The sequence below is a fragment of the Tolypothrix sp. FACHB-123 genome, assembly GCF_014697075.1.
Lineage (GTDB): Bacteria > Cyanobacteriota > Cyanobacteriia > Cyanobacteriales > Nostocaceae > Aulosira.
The window spans coordinates 1-17,352 of the sequence record NZ_JACJRE010000069.1; the positions used below are offsets into that span (position 1 = coordinate 1).

General features: G+C 41.2%; 11 protein-coding genes. 1 reads left to right on the top strand and 10 read right to left on the bottom strand.

All coding sequences use genetic code 11. From position 1 onward, the window contains the following. Nucleotides 1-984 precede the first annotated feature (984 nt). Entirely contained in the window at nt 985-1,695 is a 711-nt protein-coding gene (locus tag H6G41_RS29040) for a response regulator transcription factor (RefSeq protein WP_190751149.1), read from the top strand. Nucleotides 1,696-2,165: 470 nt separating this feature from the next. Here H6G41_RS29040 and H6G41_RS29045 read toward each other — a convergent pair whose 3' ends face one another. The 10 genes from H6G41_RS29045 to H6G41_RS29090 all read right to left on the bottom strand — a co-directional run bounded on the left by H6G41_RS29045 (nt 2,166) and on the right by H6G41_RS29090 (nt 17,309). Then, nucleotides 2,166-3,461, bottom strand: coding sequence for a proton extrusion protein PcxA (locus tag H6G41_RS29045; protein ID WP_190751150.1), 1,296 nt, complete (start codon nt 3,459-3,461; stop codon nt 2,166-2,168). A 103-nt stretch (nt 3,462-3,564) separates the two neighbouring features. Next, nucleotides 3,565-6,741: a hybrid sensor histidine kinase/response regulator gene (locus H6G41_RS29050; protein WP_242038094.1), complete on the bottom strand. Its 3,177-nt coding sequence runs from the start codon at nt 6,739-6,741 to the stop codon at nt 3,565-3,567. A 186-nt stretch (nt 6,742-6,927) separates the two neighbouring features. Continuing rightward, nucleotides 6,928-9,225 (bottom strand): methyl-accepting chemotaxis protein, encoded by a 2,298-nt coding sequence (locus H6G41_RS29055; protein ID WP_190751152.1) that lies wholly within the window; start codon nt 9,223-9,225, stop codon nt 6,928-6,930. Nucleotides 9,226-9,314: 89 nt separating this feature from the next. Beyond that, complete coding sequence (locus H6G41_RS29060) at nt 9,315-9,854, bottom strand: chemotaxis protein CheW (protein ID WP_190751153.1); 540 nt, start codon at nt 9,852-9,854, stop codon at nt 9,315-9,317. Nucleotides 9,855-9,864: 10 nt separating this feature from the next. Continuing rightward, entirely contained in the window at nt 9,865-10,290 is a 426-nt protein-coding gene (locus H6G41_RS29065) for a response regulator transcription factor (protein WP_190751154.1), read from the bottom strand. Between the two features lie 157 nt (nt 10,291-10,447). Further along, the gene (locus H6G41_RS29070; RefSeq protein ID WP_242038095.1) at nt 10,448-11,698 is read right to left on the bottom strand and encodes a response regulator; all 1,251 of its coding nucleotides are present in this window, start codon (nt 11,696-11,698) and stop codon (nt 10,448-10,450) included. A 260-nt stretch (nt 11,699-11,958) separates the two neighbouring features. Continuing rightward, nucleotides 11,959-12,897 (bottom strand): bestrophin family protein, encoded by a 939-nt coding sequence (locus H6G41_RS29075; protein ID WP_374939448.1) that lies wholly within the window; start codon nt 12,895-12,897, stop codon nt 11,959-11,961. Between the two features lie 249 nt (nt 12,898-13,146). After that, nucleotides 13,147-13,437, bottom strand: coding sequence for a Mo-dependent nitrogenase C-terminal domain-containing protein (locus H6G41_RS29080; protein ID WP_190751155.1), 291 nt, complete (start codon nt 13,435-13,437; stop codon nt 13,147-13,149). 200 nt (nt 13,438-13,637) lie between these two features. After that, nucleotides 13,638-14,351: a carbonic anhydrase gene (locus H6G41_RS29085; protein WP_242038096.1), complete on the bottom strand. Its 714-nt coding sequence runs from the start codon at nt 14,349-14,351 to the stop codon at nt 13,638-13,640. 390 nt (nt 14,352-14,741) lie between these two features. Further along, the gene (locus H6G41_RS29090) at nt 14,742-17,309 is read right to left on the bottom strand and encodes an S-layer family protein (protein ID WP_190751156.1); all 2,568 of its coding nucleotides are present in this window, start codon (nt 17,307-17,309) and stop codon (nt 14,742-14,744) included. Between the last annotated feature and the right edge of the window lie 43 nt (nt 17,310-17,352).

Consider the following 17,352-nt stretch of genomic DNA (forward strand, 5'->3'; position numbering starts at 1 on the left):
GCTCGGCTTATGGATTTAGAAACTTTGAAAACTTCCGAATTAGATGCTTGTTAAACTGGCATTTTGATTGTTAGTTTAGCATAACAAGTACTAAAGAACCACAATTAATTTGTTTTCTTGCTTAACTAGCTTTGCTTCCACCATTGTGTAAATTTGTATAGCATGTATTACATTTTACTGGTAGATGCGAACTCAGAAGCTGAGTTTTTGCCAACAGAAAGATGAGCGATCGCCCTGTAGCTGTGTATCCTGCGTATTCAAGAGAAGCTGTCAAGCTCATGAGTTTGACAGCAGAGTAGGTTAAGAGCAGATTCTCAAGTACTACACTCTCTTACACATTAAGTCTGATTAGGTGACAAACTAGTAACAAAAAGCCATAATCAGAAAATATCAAGACCCATCTGCGATCGCAAAACGTAAGTATTTATTCACAAACATTGAATTTTTCTCGCAGACTGACACCAACCTATTCATTAACTTTACTTATAACTAAAAACTCAGTGAGTTTTCAGGAAACTTTATTCAAAAGGATATATGTTTCAAAATAAGCTAAATCTAGTCACCAATCCAGAGCAACTAGATAACTTTTCTGTCTACTAAAAATAATTATTTTTTAATTAAGAATTATAGAGTGTCATGATTTTTAGTGAAATCAAATGAAGTTAAACAAGAAAAAACGCAGATTTTATAAATTATTTTTATAACTAGGATGCAAATTTTAATTCGCAGCCATCACGATGTGTTCTAAATGTTATGCTTTGAAACAGTGATAAATTTTTCACTAGAATGAGAGAAATACTTAATCCAACGCCAAAAAATTACATAATATGTAGTAAGAGCGTGATTTTTATCAGCCCACAATCTTTAAAACAACAATAAACTAAAGGAGCAACTTTCGATTACATAAAAAATTAGTTGAAGCCCAACCTTGAAAACGTGCATCTGCAACTGCGACAATGCTGTTACTAAAGGAGATAGTTGATTATGAGGATTTTGTTAGCAGAAGATGATCAGCGCATTGCTGAGTTACTTGCACAAGCTCTGACTACTCAACACTATATTGTTGATATAGCTACTGATGGTGAAAAAGGCTGGGAATTTGTCAAGAGTTTTACTTATGATCTGCTATTGCTAGATCTGATGCTACCAAAGCTTGATGGTCTTACCCTTTGTCGGCAATTACGCTCTCAAGGCTATCAAATGCCAATCCTCTTTTTGACTGCGCGAGATACCACGGTTGATTTAGTTGCAGGGCTAGATGCAGGTGCCGATGACTATGTAGTTAAACCATATAAGATACAAGAATTATCCGCTCGCATTCGCGCTTTGTTGCGCCGGGGAAATAATGTTTTATCCCCTGTGATTGAATGGGAAAATTTGCAACTTGATCCTAATATGTGTCAGGTTACTTATAAAGGTCAGCCTATACATCTTACACCTAAAGAGTACCGTTTATTAGAACTTCTTCTGCGTCGTAATGGTTGTGTGATCAGTCGCGGTGAAATTTTAGAAAACCTTTGGTCTTTTGAAGATCCTCCAGAGGAAGATGCTGTCAAGGCTCTTGTGAAACGTTTGAGACAGAAACTAAAAACAGTTGGTGTACCTGATGATTTTATCGCCACAGCTTATGGTATGGGCTACTATCTCCAACAAGATTCACAGGGTTGTGTAGCAAAAACTGTGTCAGGACATTAGAGGTAAAGATGATTTGAGTAAACCAAATATTGGCGATCGCAATTTCAGCATTTTTTGGATTCTAGATTTAGATTTAATCCAAAATCTAAAATCCAAAATTGTCTCGATCATATTTGTTATCTCGATTTTCTAGTTGTATCAAGTACTGAGTTGTCTGGGTTCAATTTATGAGTCTTTTTTGCCGTAATTAGCAAAACAATGACAATTAGCAGTTGGATTGACAAAGGTGCAAAAGCCAGACTAGCCAAAAGTAAGCACAGGGCGATTAATCTCACTAATAACCGCTCTATATCATCCGTAAGCTTTGCACTAATGTGAAAAGAAACCGTACTCAGTGCGAAGGTAATTAATGAAGTGACAAACATGATAAATACCTGGTGGATTTGACAATTTTGGATTGTAAGTATCTCCTCAATTCCTACCAAATGGCAGTCTTAATCATGAGTTTTTCAGTGAAAAAGATATTGATATTAATCGTCCATTTCCTTCAAGGTAGCTACGGTTGAAGGAGACATCCGACTGAGCGATCGGAAGATCCAATATTTAATCATTGTGTCAGCGACAACTGGAACGGTAGCGATAAACAAAGAGATTGCACTTTTATTAGCTGCAATTCCTAAATGTGCTGACAAGCCTTCGAGTAAAACTTCCCATCCATGAGGTGAGTGGAAACCAACAAATATGTCGGTAGTTAAGATGATGGCAAAAGATTTGGCGCTGTCGCTCAGACCTGTGACAATATTATCAATGAAGGATTTGAGGACAGCAATATCTTGTCGTCTAAACAACAGTACTAAGGTAAAAGCTACAAGCGCCACTATATCTGCAAAAACGTTGCTGACAGCACTATTACTCTTATTACGAAATTCCTCTGTCAGTTCAACTGCTTTATGTTTAACTTTCTCCTCCATAGCTTCCGCCTCTATCTTAGGAGCAGTACCAATCAAGCTTTCCAATTCGAGTTCTTCGCGATAGGTGTTGAGTTCTTTCAAGGCTTCTTCCTTCATCTCCGAATTCAAAAAGACTTGGGATTCTTCTCCTACCCTATACTTTTCTACCATTGGCAGAATTAATAAATTTTTAGATATTTGTTGTGTCAATAGGGGGACAATAATTAACAATGCCAAAAGCCTTAGACCAATCACAGTTATTGCTCTAGAGCGGCGATACGCATTAACTATTTCTTCTTCTGCTCCAGGATTTAGATCGTTTTTAACCTTATCGAGGGTCTTCTTGATTGACCTTGGCAGCACTCCTGACTTACCATTATCTGACTCAGCATGTGCGTGAGATTCTGAAGTTTGTTTTTTTCTCTTATTGGCGGGGACAGATTTAACGTCTTTAACTTCAATGATATTTACAGCAGGTGAATATGAGTTTTGTTTAACAACGGCGCTAGAACTTGGGGATGGGATATTAGCTAGACTAGAATTGTCTGCATCGTGATTATATTTGGCTAAAATTCCCTCGACAAATATCAGCCTCATCAAGTGATCTTGTCCCAGGTTACTGAGTGTAGATCTGCTCCCATTGAATTCTTTCATTCTTTGTTGAAGAATGTCCAAATTTTTCTCAAAATCTTCCTGGGGAAAGTCAATGTGACTATTATTACGTATTTTTTCACCATTGAAGTATCGCCCTTCGATGAATTCGATTTTTAAGGCAGCCTGATACGCCTGCTCTAACGATTGTTCTGGTGTTCCTAGAAAGCGGTCTTTGATCCGGCCAAATGACTCTAACTGTCTCTTCAAAGAATTAGAAGACATAATATAATCCTAATTATTGTTGATTGTTGATTGTTGATTGTTGACTGTTGACTGTTGACTGTTGACTGCCCCGCACTGAGCCTGTCAAAGTGTTGACTATTGACTATTGACTGTTGACTATTTTGCTTAATGCCGATAGTAGATCTAACTCTATGTAAGGCTTGGTGAAGTAAGCGCTAGCACCCAGGTGTATTGCTAAATTGCGATGTTTATTATTACCGCGAGTTGTCAACATTGCTACAGGTATTTTTGCGAGTTCAGGATCTTGGCGACAATATTCTAGAAACTCAAATCCATTCATATTTGGCATTTCAACATCAGAAATTATCAGTTGTACTCTGATTGAACCGTGTTGCAGTTGTTCGATCGCTTCCCATCCATCCCGTGCTGACAAAACTCGATAACCAGCTTTCTCTAAAGTGAACACCAAAGCTTGTCTAGCAGTAGCAGAGTCATCAATCACAAGCACTGTCGGCATTGTGTGTGCCACGTTAGGAGCTAAACTTGTTTGGGCAGACAAATGTTGATAAGTGGCTAACGACTCAGCAGCTATGGTAGTTTTGCTTTGCGCCAAAAACTCTTCTAGCAACATCACCCCATTAATCACGGGAATTAGATTGCCACTTCCCAGGATGGTACAACCAGAAATATAGTTGGGAGGGGCGATCATTGCGCCAAAGGGTTTGATCACCAGTTCTTGCTCACTGGCTATGTAGTCAACTTCTAGTGCAAACATCTCCTGCTCTCGACGGATTAACAGCAGGGGTGGAGTCTTGTTTTCTTTTGCGGAAGTAGCGATCGCACTACTGTTAGACAGTTTATCCGGCAGTTGACAGTTGTATTCTAAAATACTAGCTAATCGATAAACAGGAATAGACTGCTCTTGCCAAGTGAAAAATTGCTGACTGCCAATTTGTTGTGTCTGCGCTGCTTCAGAATTGATAATCCTGGTAATGCTGTCAATTGGTAAGGCTATAATTGTGGAATTTACTGAGCAAACTAGTAATTTTGCTACCGTCAATGTAAATGGCAAGCGTAAAGTAAAGGTTGTACCTTGTCCGGGAGAGGAGGTCATGGTGATGCTGCCTTTCAAGGATTGTAGCTCTGCTCGCACCACATCTAGGCCGACTCCCCGCCCAGAAAGTTCGCTCACCCGACTGGCGGTAGAAAAACCAGGCTCAAATATCAGGTTAATTAACTCTGCTGTAGAAGTTACTGCCAATTGTTCTGGTAATAATAAGCCATTTGCGATCGCGCGATCGCAAATGCGTTCTAAATTCACTCCTTGACCATCATCCCGTACCTCCACAACAGTTTGGTTACCCTGATGATAGGCGCGAATTTCAATTTCCCCTGGGGTTGATTTTCCTTGTTGACGGCGAATATCGGTTGGCTCGATCCCATGATCAAAGGCATTGCGAAGTAAATGCAAAAGTGGGTCATAGAGCTTTTCTACAATGGCTTTTTCTACCTGTACTTCTGTGCCGATTAATTTCAAGTTGACAGGTTTGTTATAAGTATGAGATAAATCCCGCAAGACTCTAGGAAAACGATTGAGTACGTTACCAATCGGTAACATCCGCGACCACATCAGTTCATTCCGGAGTTGAGAGAGCATTTGCCGCTCCTGTCGAATTGTTCGATTTGAGCGTCCACTAAATAAGGCAATATCATCTACTGCTTCTCTAAGCTGGGCAACTTCTTCTAAAACTCCCTGTAGTAAGGAATGCGCAGTTCCGTAGCGATCCATTTCTAAAGTATCAAATTCCGCTAAGGAGAACCCAGAAGGCGATAGCTCAAAACCAGATACAGAAAGACTATGTTCAGAATCTAGGGATTGATTGAAAGCGACGGGAGACTCTGAACCGTGGGTGGAGAAGGACGACAGCCACCCCGCCTTATTGGACACTGGGTATTGGGCAGATTCTGAAGCGATCGACATCGTGTGTGATAAATTTTGTATCTCCTCGATGACTTCTTGAAAGCGATCAAAACGACGAAGTAATTCTTCAATAGCTTCCTGAACTTGTTCATTCTCAAGGGCAAACATATTGCGGTTAATCGTTAATTCGCCCAAGAGATTATTCATCCGATCTAAGCGAGCGAGGTCAACCCGAACTGAAATATTAGCCGATGGGGTGGAAAGATGCTCCGGAGCCTGTTTGTGAATCTGAAATTCCTGCTGGGGAGTAAACTCTGTGATCTCGTCAGCGATAATAGAGCTGTTAGGATTATGGTTAACCAGATTTAGCTGGGGTAGTAATTGTTCTACTGCTGCGGTATCAGAAATAATCTGAGTTGGTGATTCTGAGGCTAGAGCTTCTATATCAGTTTCAAACAGAAAAACTGGACTGCGATCGCTTCCTTGTGCAGCTGTCACAGATTGTCTCCCACTTAATAACTCTTCTAAGGAAAGGGAGAGAGGTTCTTGAGAGTTGAGGGAAGCGATCGCTGGGTTAAATATACTTAGCGGTGCTACATCGCTGACAGTGTTTGCCGCCAAGGCGGTGAGAGCATCTGAGGGACTACCACCTTCGGTGCGATCGCCTGCAAGCACAGCCTTTCTACTGGAGGTAAAATCAGCAAGTGCCAATTGGCTGATGTGTAGCGCTCGATCGGGGTGAGCGGCTAGGGCTGCTAAAGTGGTTTCGGCGATAGTTTTCAAACCTGGAAGCTCTAAAAAATCAGCAAATCTGGCAAAAAGTTCCGTTTGTAAACGTAATTCTGCCGCCATTTCATGATTTGCCGGTTTAGCAGCAATTGTAGCTGTCAGACGCTCTAAACAATGAGCTACATCCACCTGAAAAACTGATGCAACAATGTCAACATTCAGATCCGCAGAATCAGGTATATAGTAGTTAACCCGAGCCAGTGCATCTGGGAGTTTTTTTTCTATGTTAGTAAATATAGGATCAGAAGTGATGATGGCTGACTCTAGGTCAAAGTTGCCAGTTGTAATTTGCTCTGTTAGGGGAACTCGTAGACAATCATAGGCTTGTAGCAGTAAAACTTCCAGACTGGCATCAATTTCTATAGTCTCATCGTAGAGTGCCCGAAAAATGTCCTCTAGTCGATGAGCGATCGCCGTAATACCATCAAGTCCCACAATTGCAGCACCACCTTTGAGGGAATGAGCGGCTCGCATTAATTCATGGAGTTTGTGAGAACTACGTTCAGATCTCAATGTGAGTAACCCTGTTTCGATCACTTGCAGGAGTTCAGGGACTTCTTCAATGAAAAATTGATAAGTTTGGTCATGAACATCGCGAGACATCAACATAATCTACTCCTTGGTGAGCCATCTAAACTAGGGGTGAGGGACTAGTAAAGCACGGCATAACTAAACCACCCATTGTCAACGAACAAAATGCTTACTCTGTCTTAATTTTGACTTTTGCGCAGAGGTACTAAACCCTGTCTTTTTTCCCCGTCAACCGTCAACCGTCAACCATCAACCATCAACAATTTAATGCACCTTAAATTGACTAACATTTCCTTGCAACACTTTGGCGACAGCGATCAGTTTCTCGAAGGAAGCCGATACATTAGTGGCGGAGGTGGCTGTGTGTTGGGCAATGGTTGCAACTTCTGCCATCGCTTGGGTGACAATCTCCGAGTTTTGCGCTTGCTCAACTGTTGCTTGAGCGATCGCTTCCACCACTCGATAAATCTGCGCATTGGCTGTGACGATTTGATTCAAGCCTAAACGGGTTTCATCTACTAATTTGCTTCCCGATACAACCTGTTCTGTACCTACATCCATTGCCGTTACTACCTCACTAGTTGCCCTCTGAATGCTGGATATTAGCTTTTCAATATCATCCGTAGCTTTTGCTGATTGCTGGGCTAGCTCTCGGATTTCGTCAGCCACGATCGCAAAGCCGCGCCCTTGTTCCCCAGCGCGAGCCGCTTCTAGGGATGCATTCAGGGCTAGAACATTGGTTTGCTCGGCAAAATTCTTAATTAAATTGACGACTGTAAAGATTTTTTGGGAAGATTCGCCTAAATGCTTGACTTTTTTCGTTGTTGCTGCTACTGTTTCGCGAATTGCTCCAATGCCCTCTACCGTTAAATTCATCAGTTCATTTTCCATTTCGACGGTTGCAGTCGCTTGTTGAACTGTGGCTTCTGCGGCTTTAGCGTTGGTGGCGATCGCCTGGATTGAGCGATCCATTACCTGAATGTGCTGGATGGCGGCTGTAATTTTCTTGGACTGTTGCACAGCACCTTTGACTAATGTTTTAGTCAAACTTTCACTGTGGTTGGCTGTTGCTTCTACTTGGTTAGTTGCAGTTTTGACTTGAGTGACAATCTTCCGCAAGTTCTCAATTACATAGTTATAAGAGTCTGCAATTGTACCCACTTCATCGTCTGTAACATTGGCGTAGATTGTTAAATCACCTTGACTAACCGGTTCTACTTCCACCAGTAACTCTAGTACCCTTGTTTGCAAGAGTTCCTTTTCCTGTATAAAACCCTGGATTTGTTCCGCCATATTATTGATGGTGGTACATAACACAGCTAATTCATCTTCTCCTTCCACAGTCAACCGGGTATGAGATGTTCCTAGCCCCATTTTTTCCACAACTGAGGTTGCATCTCGCAGAGAGCGGGTAGCTCGTTTGGCGAGGATAGCTGCAATGATTCCCACCATGAGAGCGGCGATCGCCATTCCCATAAAGAGAATTTGGCGCAGCGTCCTTAACGGTGCAAAAGTTTCGGCGGTAGGACGAGCTATACCTACTACCCATCCCGGCTCTGGTACTCCCTTTAACCCTGGCATACTAGCAAAGGTGACTAGGACTTGTTCGTGATCATTCTTATCTATGGCTACATTAGTCAGTACCGACTTCTCCTTGAGATGTTGCAATATCTCTGACCAAGGTTGGGTCAATCCCTGATAATCGTCTTTAGCAAAGTTACCGATCAAATCTGCTTCAGCAGCAGCAAAAATCTGTCCTTCCGGACTAACTATTTGATATTCCCAACTATTATCTTGAATATATTTGAATATTTGCCCTAGATGGTCTGATGACATTTGCAGCAGAACCACGCCAATTACTTCACCTGTTCCCGGATGTTTAATTGGTGCCGCAACTTCTAAGTGACTTCTGCCTATTGATACAGTATTTTTGGGGTCACTAATAGCTACAGACTGAGTTGAAAATGCACGCTGAAAATGCTTTTGCTCACTATAGTTTTCATGACTCTTAAAAGAGCGTGAGGAATGGGATTGAAATAGCAATTTACCCGTGCTGTCAATGATAGCCACACCATCGTATTTGCCGTTATTAGTCTCAATAAAATTATCTAATGTGCTGACCTTTTGCTCTGAGGTAATTGGGGTACTTAATTGTGAGTTTGTTTGCCAAGGTAATTCCGAAATCGTTGTGTTTAATTGTTGTAAATCTGTAATTAGGGGTGACTTAGCGATCGCTTCCGCATCTTCGACAAACTGATTAATGGTGATGCTAAGTCCGCTTCGCAAACCAATGATCCGGCTTTCTTGCTCTGCAAAGATTTGTGCTGTGATTGAGCGACTTGCCAAAGTATAAGCCATACTCCCAACTGTGGCGATGGGAATCACACCAATCGCTACCGCCAAAAGTGTGACTTTTCTGGGCAAACTCTTGGGTAAACTCAAGATGGATAGACTCAAAGCTTTTCCCCATTGGTTAATCAGCTGTTGAGTTTTGAATAAATTTCTACTGGTCTTGGAATTTTCAGAGTGAGCCATCAAAGACCTCAGAGGATTCAAAGTCATGGAATTTACCTAATGGAAAACTAAGCAGTTATTTGCAGTCGTCTGAAGCCCAGAAAATTAATTACGAATTACGAATTACGAATTACGAATTAGTTTGACTGGGATATGGCGGTAATAATGACTTGATCATCCAAAACAGCCAAGCGTTCACCATTAGATTTCAATTGGTATCCGCTCACAAATGGTATTAACTCAGGAGTGATGACATCAGACGACGGCGGTTGAAGCATGGCGCGATCGCACCACTCCATCATTTCTGCGCGATTAATTACTAGCCCGATCATCTGGTTCTCAGCACTGTTGTTTAAGGTACTCATCGAGCCAGCACGTAGCACAATTACCGTACAGGTTGTACTTATACCTTGTTGATACCAAGGAGTGAACCCGATGAGATGAGCCAAATCAACCATCCACAGTACCTCACCCCGCCAGTTATAAGCCCCCATTACCCAAGCCGGAAGTTGAGGAATGGGCGTAATCCGATCAACAGCGATCGTCAACACTTCAACTAGCTGAGAAATTGGTAGTAATAATGTTGTCTGAGGAACAAGCTGGAACCGTAAAAACTGCTTGCTAGCTATAGTAGAAGATAAAACTGTTGTTGAATCTGTTAAAGAGTCAAACGCCATAGGTATTTCCTCAAATGTCAGACTTGACACCTAAACAATTATTGATAGCGCTGAGTAGTTCAAACTCAGCAATTGGTTTACATAAGTAAGCATTTGCTCCCTGTTTTAATCCCCAGAATTTATCTGCATTGGTTTTTTTGATAGAACAGAGAATAATGGGGATGTTAGTTGTTTCAATTTTTGCCTTTAAGTCCCGACAAAGAGCAAAACCACTGCGATCGGGTAAGACAACATCTAGGAGTATAATATTTGGTCTATTTTTACTGATTTGTTGTATTGCTTCTCCGGCATTACTGGCAAACAAAACACGAAACCCAAATTGCAGCAAATACTGTGCGATCGCTTCCCGCGCAGATGGGGAATCATCAACTACTAAAGCAACTGTTTGATTAGTTTGATCACTGAAAGTATCTTCAGTAGCTAAAGTAATAGTCATAGATAGATGTACTCCATTAACAATTCAAAATTCAAAATGACGCTCAAGGACTCGCTACCGCTGCGCTAACAAAATTCAAAATTAAAGACATTTTCAGTCTGGGATTTAAACCCTTGAATGTACGATAAAAAACGCATCAAATTTTCCAATTATGATTTCAAGTCAAATGAATCTGTCTCAGGTGCTTATTGATTACACCTATGACTTGTTGAGTATTAACTGTTTCTTTACTGAGAAAATCTGAAGAACCAACCATCTTCGCTCTGACTCGATCAATTACGCCATCATTTCCCGTCAAAATAATAATTGGCGTATGGCGGAAGCAAGAAAGTTTACGCAACTTGCTGCAAATTTCATACCCATTTGTATTAGGCATCATCAAATCGAGAAAGATCAGATCTGGCTTCAGTGCTAATAAAACACCGATCGCCCGCAACGGATCGTTCAGACCAACAAATCGATAGTTTGCAGCTGTCAGAATCTTTTCCATCTCTTGGCTAACCCAAGGATTGTCATCTAAACAGGCAATAATAGGTTCTTTAGTCTCTAATGACGTTGATGATGAAAACATGGGTGCTGGTAGGTCAGCAATAGTTTTCAATTCCACCAAGCCCAACTGAATATAGGGCAAAAGTGAACGAGTCAGAGTCATTAGATCCTGCTTCGTCTCAAGAGCCATTTCACGCAGGGTTTGCTGTTGTTGTAAAAGTTGGCTGAGGGTTTGGTAAACAGAGGCGGAAATTTTTTGTTGCAGTTCTCCTCCCTGGCCAATGGTAGGGGCTTTATTAGGGGAGCAATCCGCAAATTTTGCCGCCTTCCAAGTTTGCCAAAGGCGATCGGCTTCTGCAACGGCTTGCGCTGCATCAATCAGTACGACTCTCTTCGGTAGAGTTTTATTTGGTCTGAGTTCACAAGTAACCTGGGTTGCTTGGGTGATATCAAACAAAACTTCAACAATCGTAGACCAAACAACCCTAGCTGCTTGCTCTTTGGTAATTTTTTGCTGTTCTACCCACATACACAATAATTGGTATTGCCAACAGGCATCAAAATATTCAGCCGTTGTATTCACCAATTCGTACTGTAGTGCGGAAATATCAGCAGGTTGCTGGGGTAAATAGATTGCTGAATTCCGCTTCCACCGTCTCACCGGATGATCTCCACCAGTGGTATAGACGATAAAACCGCAATGCAGATAAACAATCCATCCTCGTCCTATGACATCAGTCAACACAAGTTGACCGCTAAACTGAAGCTGTTTTAATGTAATAAACAGCTCGACCTGCTTGGAAGCATCAAAATCCTTAATCAGCGGAGTGTCATTTCTCCGAGTAAGTAAGGAATCAACTGATTGGTAAAGGAGACTGCTATTCATTTCACCTTCATCAAAATTTCTTGCCACAGGCATAATCAGTATCCAATGTAAAAGGTGACAAAGTCGTGATAAAAATCTAGAACAACTGCTTTTTGGGAGAATTTTTCTCTAAACCCGCATTTCTTCTCAGGAAGTTGCGCTCAAAGTCTGATAAAACCGTACTTTTTTCTCAGGGTGCAAGTTCCTGCCATTATTTCCTCACCAGCAGTAGGGGCACCTTCACAGGTATGATCCAATTATTCACGACTATCTGGCTTAAGTAGCCCCTACGACCTCTGAACAAAGGGTCAACTTCATGATGAACGCCAAGATTCATAATTTTTCAACACAGGTACAATTGCTACAGAAGAATTTTCTCTTTCACAATTAATTAAATCTTCCGTATTGCGGCGCATCGTCGCACAAATAAGATCCAAAGGTAGGTCATTGGGGTCATGTCCAAACGGCTCCTCAATTTCAGCGCCAATTTCATCAACTCCCAGCATAACCGCACTAATAAAAGCTATTGTGGGGCTAGTCCACCAATGTAAACCGTTAACTATTTCTAATGGCAATAGCAGGAAATAAATTATCAGCAATATCTTCAGAACTATGGTATATATTAAAGGCGTTGGTGTTTTGAGAATCCGCTCACAACCTCCTAAAATATCTACTAAATCATCTAACAACTCTAGCAAAGAATTCAACTGGAAAATATTGAGATTGTTATGCTCATACTGACTCTGTAAAAAGTCGCCAATCCAGAAAGAAATTTCTAGGGGGGGATGATTGGCTTCCTGGAGCTTAAAATATTGAGATTCCGACAATAAAGGCCTTAACTCAGAGTTGACAGATTCTCGTCGTAAATGCTGCTTCATAGCATAAGAAAAAGCAACTATTAATTTTAATGCTGCCTCTTTTTCTCCTCTACTTTTTGCACCATACTCATTAACAATAATCCAAACTCCCCTAGTTAAATTACGAACGGTATTTACCAATGCTCCCCATAATTTCCGCCCTTCCCAAAATCTGTCATGGGCTGAATTAGTTCTGAAAGCTAATAATAAACCCACAACTATGTTGAGAGTAACAATGACATTAGGAAGGATTTTACTAAAATCAATAGATGCCAAAAGTTTAAAATGGTAAAGCAATGAAACTAAAAATCCATAGACTGCACACAAGATTATCCAAGGCAAAATTGGTTTAATTACTGAGAATTTAAGTTTAAAAATCACTTGAAACCAGTGCAAATGCTCACCAGTATAAATGTGAAATTTACCTTTAAATGATCTGAGAGACGTAATTTTATTTCTCGAAGGTTTCATCACTTCAGATTTAAAGAACATTGGCTCATCCTTTGCTTAGGTGTGGGAATCAATAAGCTATTCTGCTGTTAAGTTGCACAATCTATTGTGAGGGCTGTTGACTGTTGACAGATTATGTAGTGATTTTCTCTGTCACGGATGATCGGAATTGCTATAGCAGATTTAACTGATTGATTATCTACAATATGGTGTTATATCTTCACCGCATATATCCGCCAGGTAAGATAAACTCCGAAAACGTAAACCGACCAGTTGCTCATATAAAGGATTGACATGACACAAAGGTGGAATGTGAAAGATAACGTGATTGAAGAGTGTGACATTACGCTCAAAGGGACACTGAGCCGGAATGATTATGCAAAACAACCGAGCCACTTTGGGGTTATGAACTTCTAGATTGTCTAACCAGTGGCGAATCAAATTGAGTGCAGAACTCTCAGAACTAGGCTGATTTAAGGCTGACATAATATTGAACTAGTCCTTAATAATTGATTTGAGGACTTACGCAAGATGTAACTAAAAACCTGATTTTTGTGTAGCGTTCATTCATGTAGACGCATAGCAAATTTTTGCAGGGTATGAACGCTACTTTCGTTGTATTATCTGTAAGTCCTAGATTTTTCAGGCGGGAGTGCGTAGGCGTAGCCCGTCGTAGACATCGCTTTCTAGGGAAGGAGACAAGATTCTACGTTGATATAGTTAGGCTGAGTAGATACAGACTTCTGTGTTGTCCATTGATTGTTGCTGTAAGCAATTTCCATAATTGCTTTCTCTTGGTAGCCATGAGCTAGCTGGATATTCACGTTTACCACAGCATGATTGAGATGTCGCAGTGGGTAATCAGCAGTAATCAGGGGTAAATTATCGGCGGCTTCCTGAGTTCTAATCACAGAGCCAGCCGGAACATATCGCCCATCCGGAACGTTTACACCCATAACCAAAGTTTTCGGTTCTAAAACACAGTTATTGCCGACAGTGGCTTTAAAAACCAGTGATTGCATCCCAATAAAAGTATCAGTGCCAATTTTAGCAGGGCCATGTACTTGGCATTGGTGGGCGAGAGAAACGCGATCGCTAATATAAACACCGTAGAGTCTTCCCTGAACTTCAACCACCGCCTCGCGTACCAAATTACCTTCTACATGGGTTTCTAAAGCATGGATAACTACACCATCTTGAACATTTACATCATCACCCACCCAAATCGGTTGTCCTTCATCTCCGCGTACCGAAGCCGCTGGTGCAACCATGACTTCTTTACCAAGATGGACATTACCAATTACAGCTGCTAAGGGGTGTATGTAAGCTGTTGCATCGATTTGTGGCAGCATTTCCACTGAATTGAAAGTTGCGATGATATTGCTGTGAATATTTTGCATGAGAATAACCTTCTTTTTCTTGTGCAAATGTACTTAGGCTGTTAAAACCAGCATCAGTTTGTATCCTGGACGATGGCAATTTTGATTTTGGTCAGTTAGATAGTTTTAACTAGGAAGAAAAGGAAGAGTAGAAAGGTAAAAGGGAGTGTTCACAAATCCTTTCTCTCTTCGATTAAACAAAGGTGGTCTTACTCCAATCAAGGAATAATGATAGATATCGTTGGGTTATTTCGATATCCATGATTAGCTTATAGGTTGCAAGGTGACAAACTCGGTCTGGAAAAGTAATAAACTAGAGACATTGGGAATAGCTTTAAGTTGTTGACTGTTGACTGTTGACTGTTAACCATCAACCGTTAAACATCAACAAACCTAATAACTGTGCGGGTTCTAAACACGACAATGGGAAATTTGCCATTGAGGAGTTGCATCAGATGCGATCGCTACTAATTCCACCTGACCATCGGGAGCGATCGCCCATGTTTGCGCCTCTACAATTCTTTCTTCTACTTGATTTCTGTTGCTGCTAACTTCTGGCTGGCTTATTTGAGTTGTTTGCAGTTTGCGTTCTGTCTGGCTTGGGGATGGTAAATTCCGCAAATCGTACCACAGAGTCTGACCCCGCAGAGTATAACCGGGATTTTCTGGTAACCCACCCCGGCCAGTAATGATGAAACGATTGCTTTCTGCTGTCTTAGCACAACCTGTAGCAATTCGCTTTGAGGAGTCAGTGACATTTGTCGGTAGTTTGACTAACTCACGGGATGGATATGTATCTGGTGTATTGATTTTTACCACACCATTAAACTCTGGCCCCCTTTCCGAAGTAGCAGTAATGTCACTTTTGGAACTCAGTTGTTCGCGGAACTCAGTACCAAAAATACCTTGAGCATTCACTACTACCCCTCCACCAAAACCTTTTTGGGCGTTGGCGGTGATGTCGCTATTTTCTTCGGCAACTAAAATATCAGTGGAGATAGTAATATTACCGCCACGAGAACTATTGAGAGTATTGGTACTGATTTTACTGCCATTACGCATCAACAAATTTTGCAATTCGATGGAAATGTTACCAAAATCACCAGCATTAGTATCAGCAGCAATTGTCCCTTGGTTGTTCATCAACAGGGAAGGGGCGTTAATTTGAATACTACCGGCTGCTCCTGTACCTGGGGTATCGCGGTTTTGGCTTTGAAAATTGCTCACGCTGATGGTAGCACCATCGCTAATAGTTAACTGATTAGCAGCGACTATGATATTACCCCCGTCACCATTTCCCGGAAAGGCGCTAGCAAATAACCCACTACGACTTTGTTGACTAGTGCCTACTAACTCTACCTTATCGGCGTTAACTTGCAAATTACCCGCATTTCCCGACCCCCTGGTAGCCGAAGCTATTTGACCGCCATCGACAAGGCGTAAATTTTGGGTTTGAATATTCACACTCCCACCCTGTCCATCACCTGAACCGGGAAATCCAGGTATTTTTTCGACTGTGGCAGCAATTATACTAGGGCCTAAATCAGAAATGCCTGTAACTTCTATATCATCAGCCTGAATATTTAATTCTCCAGCTTTACCCAAGCCAAAAGTACTAGTAAATACCTGAGCGCCTGCTTCCACGCGCAAACTATTAGTTTTAATATCTAAGTTACCTCCATTACCAGTTGCGCCGGGATTGACTGGGGAAAATATACCACTAGCCCCAATTGGGGACTCACCGATAATTTGTATTTCCCTAGCTTTGACACTCAAATTACCAGCAAATCCATCACCAAAAGTTGCAGTTTGGATTTGTCCGCCATCCGCCACTTGCAAGGTGTTGGTTTCAATGACTATATTGCTACCATTTCCAGTTGCGCCTGGAGCCACATCAGCAAATATACTAGTCCAATAATTGGGATTAGATGCTATTCCTTGTACTTTGAGAAATTCAGAAGCAAAGACATTCAGTGTTCCGGAGCTACCATTCCCCAAAGTGTCTGTGACAATAGCTGAACTATTGCTCAGGCTAATATTTCCACCTCGCAGGATAATACTACCTGCGCTGTTACCACTAGTATCAATAGATGCGGCATTCTTGAGTTCTATGTTACCGTAGTTAATTCCTTGTCCTGGTTGAAGTTGTAATTGTTGATGATTATTGGTTAAAGCAACTTCACCACTTTTAACTGACCAAATTTCTACTTTTCCTTCTGGGAGCGTGATATTTCCCCCATCTAATACTACATTTCCACCCAACAGAGCTATGGTTTTACCTGTTTGGGTGACATTGTACAGTCCCAGTGGGCGGTTACTTCGGTCTACGTAACCAGAATTAAAATCAATTAATAAATTGTTTCCATTACCATTAACATGAATGCTACTGTTGGGATTTGAACCGTATTGCAAGCCAATGGGAACGCTAACTGTTAGCAGTGGATTGGCTGTAGGGTTAGTGGCGCTAAATTCTGTTCCGTCAGCAAATTTTAGTTTATCTCCGGTGCTAGCAACAAAGGAACCACCTATATGCAAACGGGCATTTTCGCCAAATACTATACCACTGGGATTGATAAAATACAGGTTGGCACGACCGATATCTGTAGTATTGTTGATTAATGTTTGAATGGTACCGTTAATTTGAGAAAGTGATCCGCCAGTGATGCGGGTAATAATATTATCAATACCTGGGGAATGGACAAAACGAGCTGTGTCTCCTGATTGTACAGAAAAATCTTGGAAGCTGTGAAACAGGTTAGCACCATTATTGGGTTGGGAACCGCCAGTTATTTCATATATTCCTCCACCGTTATTATTAATGTTAGTAGGTAGAGTGCCATCAGAATTAATTTGAGTTTGCGCTCTCACTAATAAGGGACTTTTGCAGCACAGAAAGATAATAATTAGGGGCAACAAGTATTGCTTTTGTAGAAGTAAATTAAAAGTCTGTTGGAAAATTGTTGTAATCTGAGAAAACATAATATTTAATCCCATTTAAGACCTGAAATTATCAAAAGTATCT

Excerpts from the sequence above, each read along its gene's own strand:
- H6G41_RS29090 (WP_190751156.1), bottom strand. The coding sequence starts at position 17,309 with ATGTTTTCTCAGATTACAACAATTTTCCAACAGACTTTTAATTTACTT.
- H6G41_RS29055 (WP_190751152.1), bottom strand. The coding sequence starts at position 9,225 with ATGACTTTGAATCCTCTGAGGTCTTTGATGGCTCACTCTGAAAATTCC.
- H6G41_RS29085 (WP_242038096.1), bottom strand. The coding sequence starts at position 14,351 with ATGCAAAATATTCACAGCAATATCATCGCAACTTTCAATTCAGTGGAA.
- H6G41_RS29080 (WP_190751155.1), bottom strand. The coding sequence starts at position 13,437 with ATGTCAGCCTTAAATCAGCCTAGTTCTGAGAGTTCTGCACTCAATTTG.
- H6G41_RS29040 (WP_190751149.1), top strand. The coding sequence starts at position 985 with ATGAGGATTTTGTTAGCAGAAGATGATCAGCGCATTGCTGAGTTACTT.
- H6G41_RS29070 (WP_242038095.1), bottom strand. The coding sequence starts at position 11,698 with ATGCCTGTGGCAAGAAATTTTGATGAAGGTGAAATGAATAGCAGTCTC.
- H6G41_RS29050 (WP_242038094.1), bottom strand. The coding sequence starts at position 6,741 with ATGTTGATGTCTCGCGATGTTCATGACCAAACTTATCAATTTTTCATT.
- H6G41_RS29045 (WP_190751150.1), bottom strand. The coding sequence starts at position 3,461 with ATGTCTTCTAATTCTTTGAAGAGACAGTTAGAGTCATTTGGCCGGATC.
- H6G41_RS29060 (WP_190751153.1), bottom strand. The coding sequence starts at position 9,854 with ATGGCGTTTGACTCTTTAACAGATTCAACAACAGTTTTATCTTCTACT.
- H6G41_RS29065 (WP_190751154.1), bottom strand. The coding sequence starts at position 10,290 with ATGACTATTACTTTAGCTACTGAAGATACTTTCAGTGATCAAACTAAT.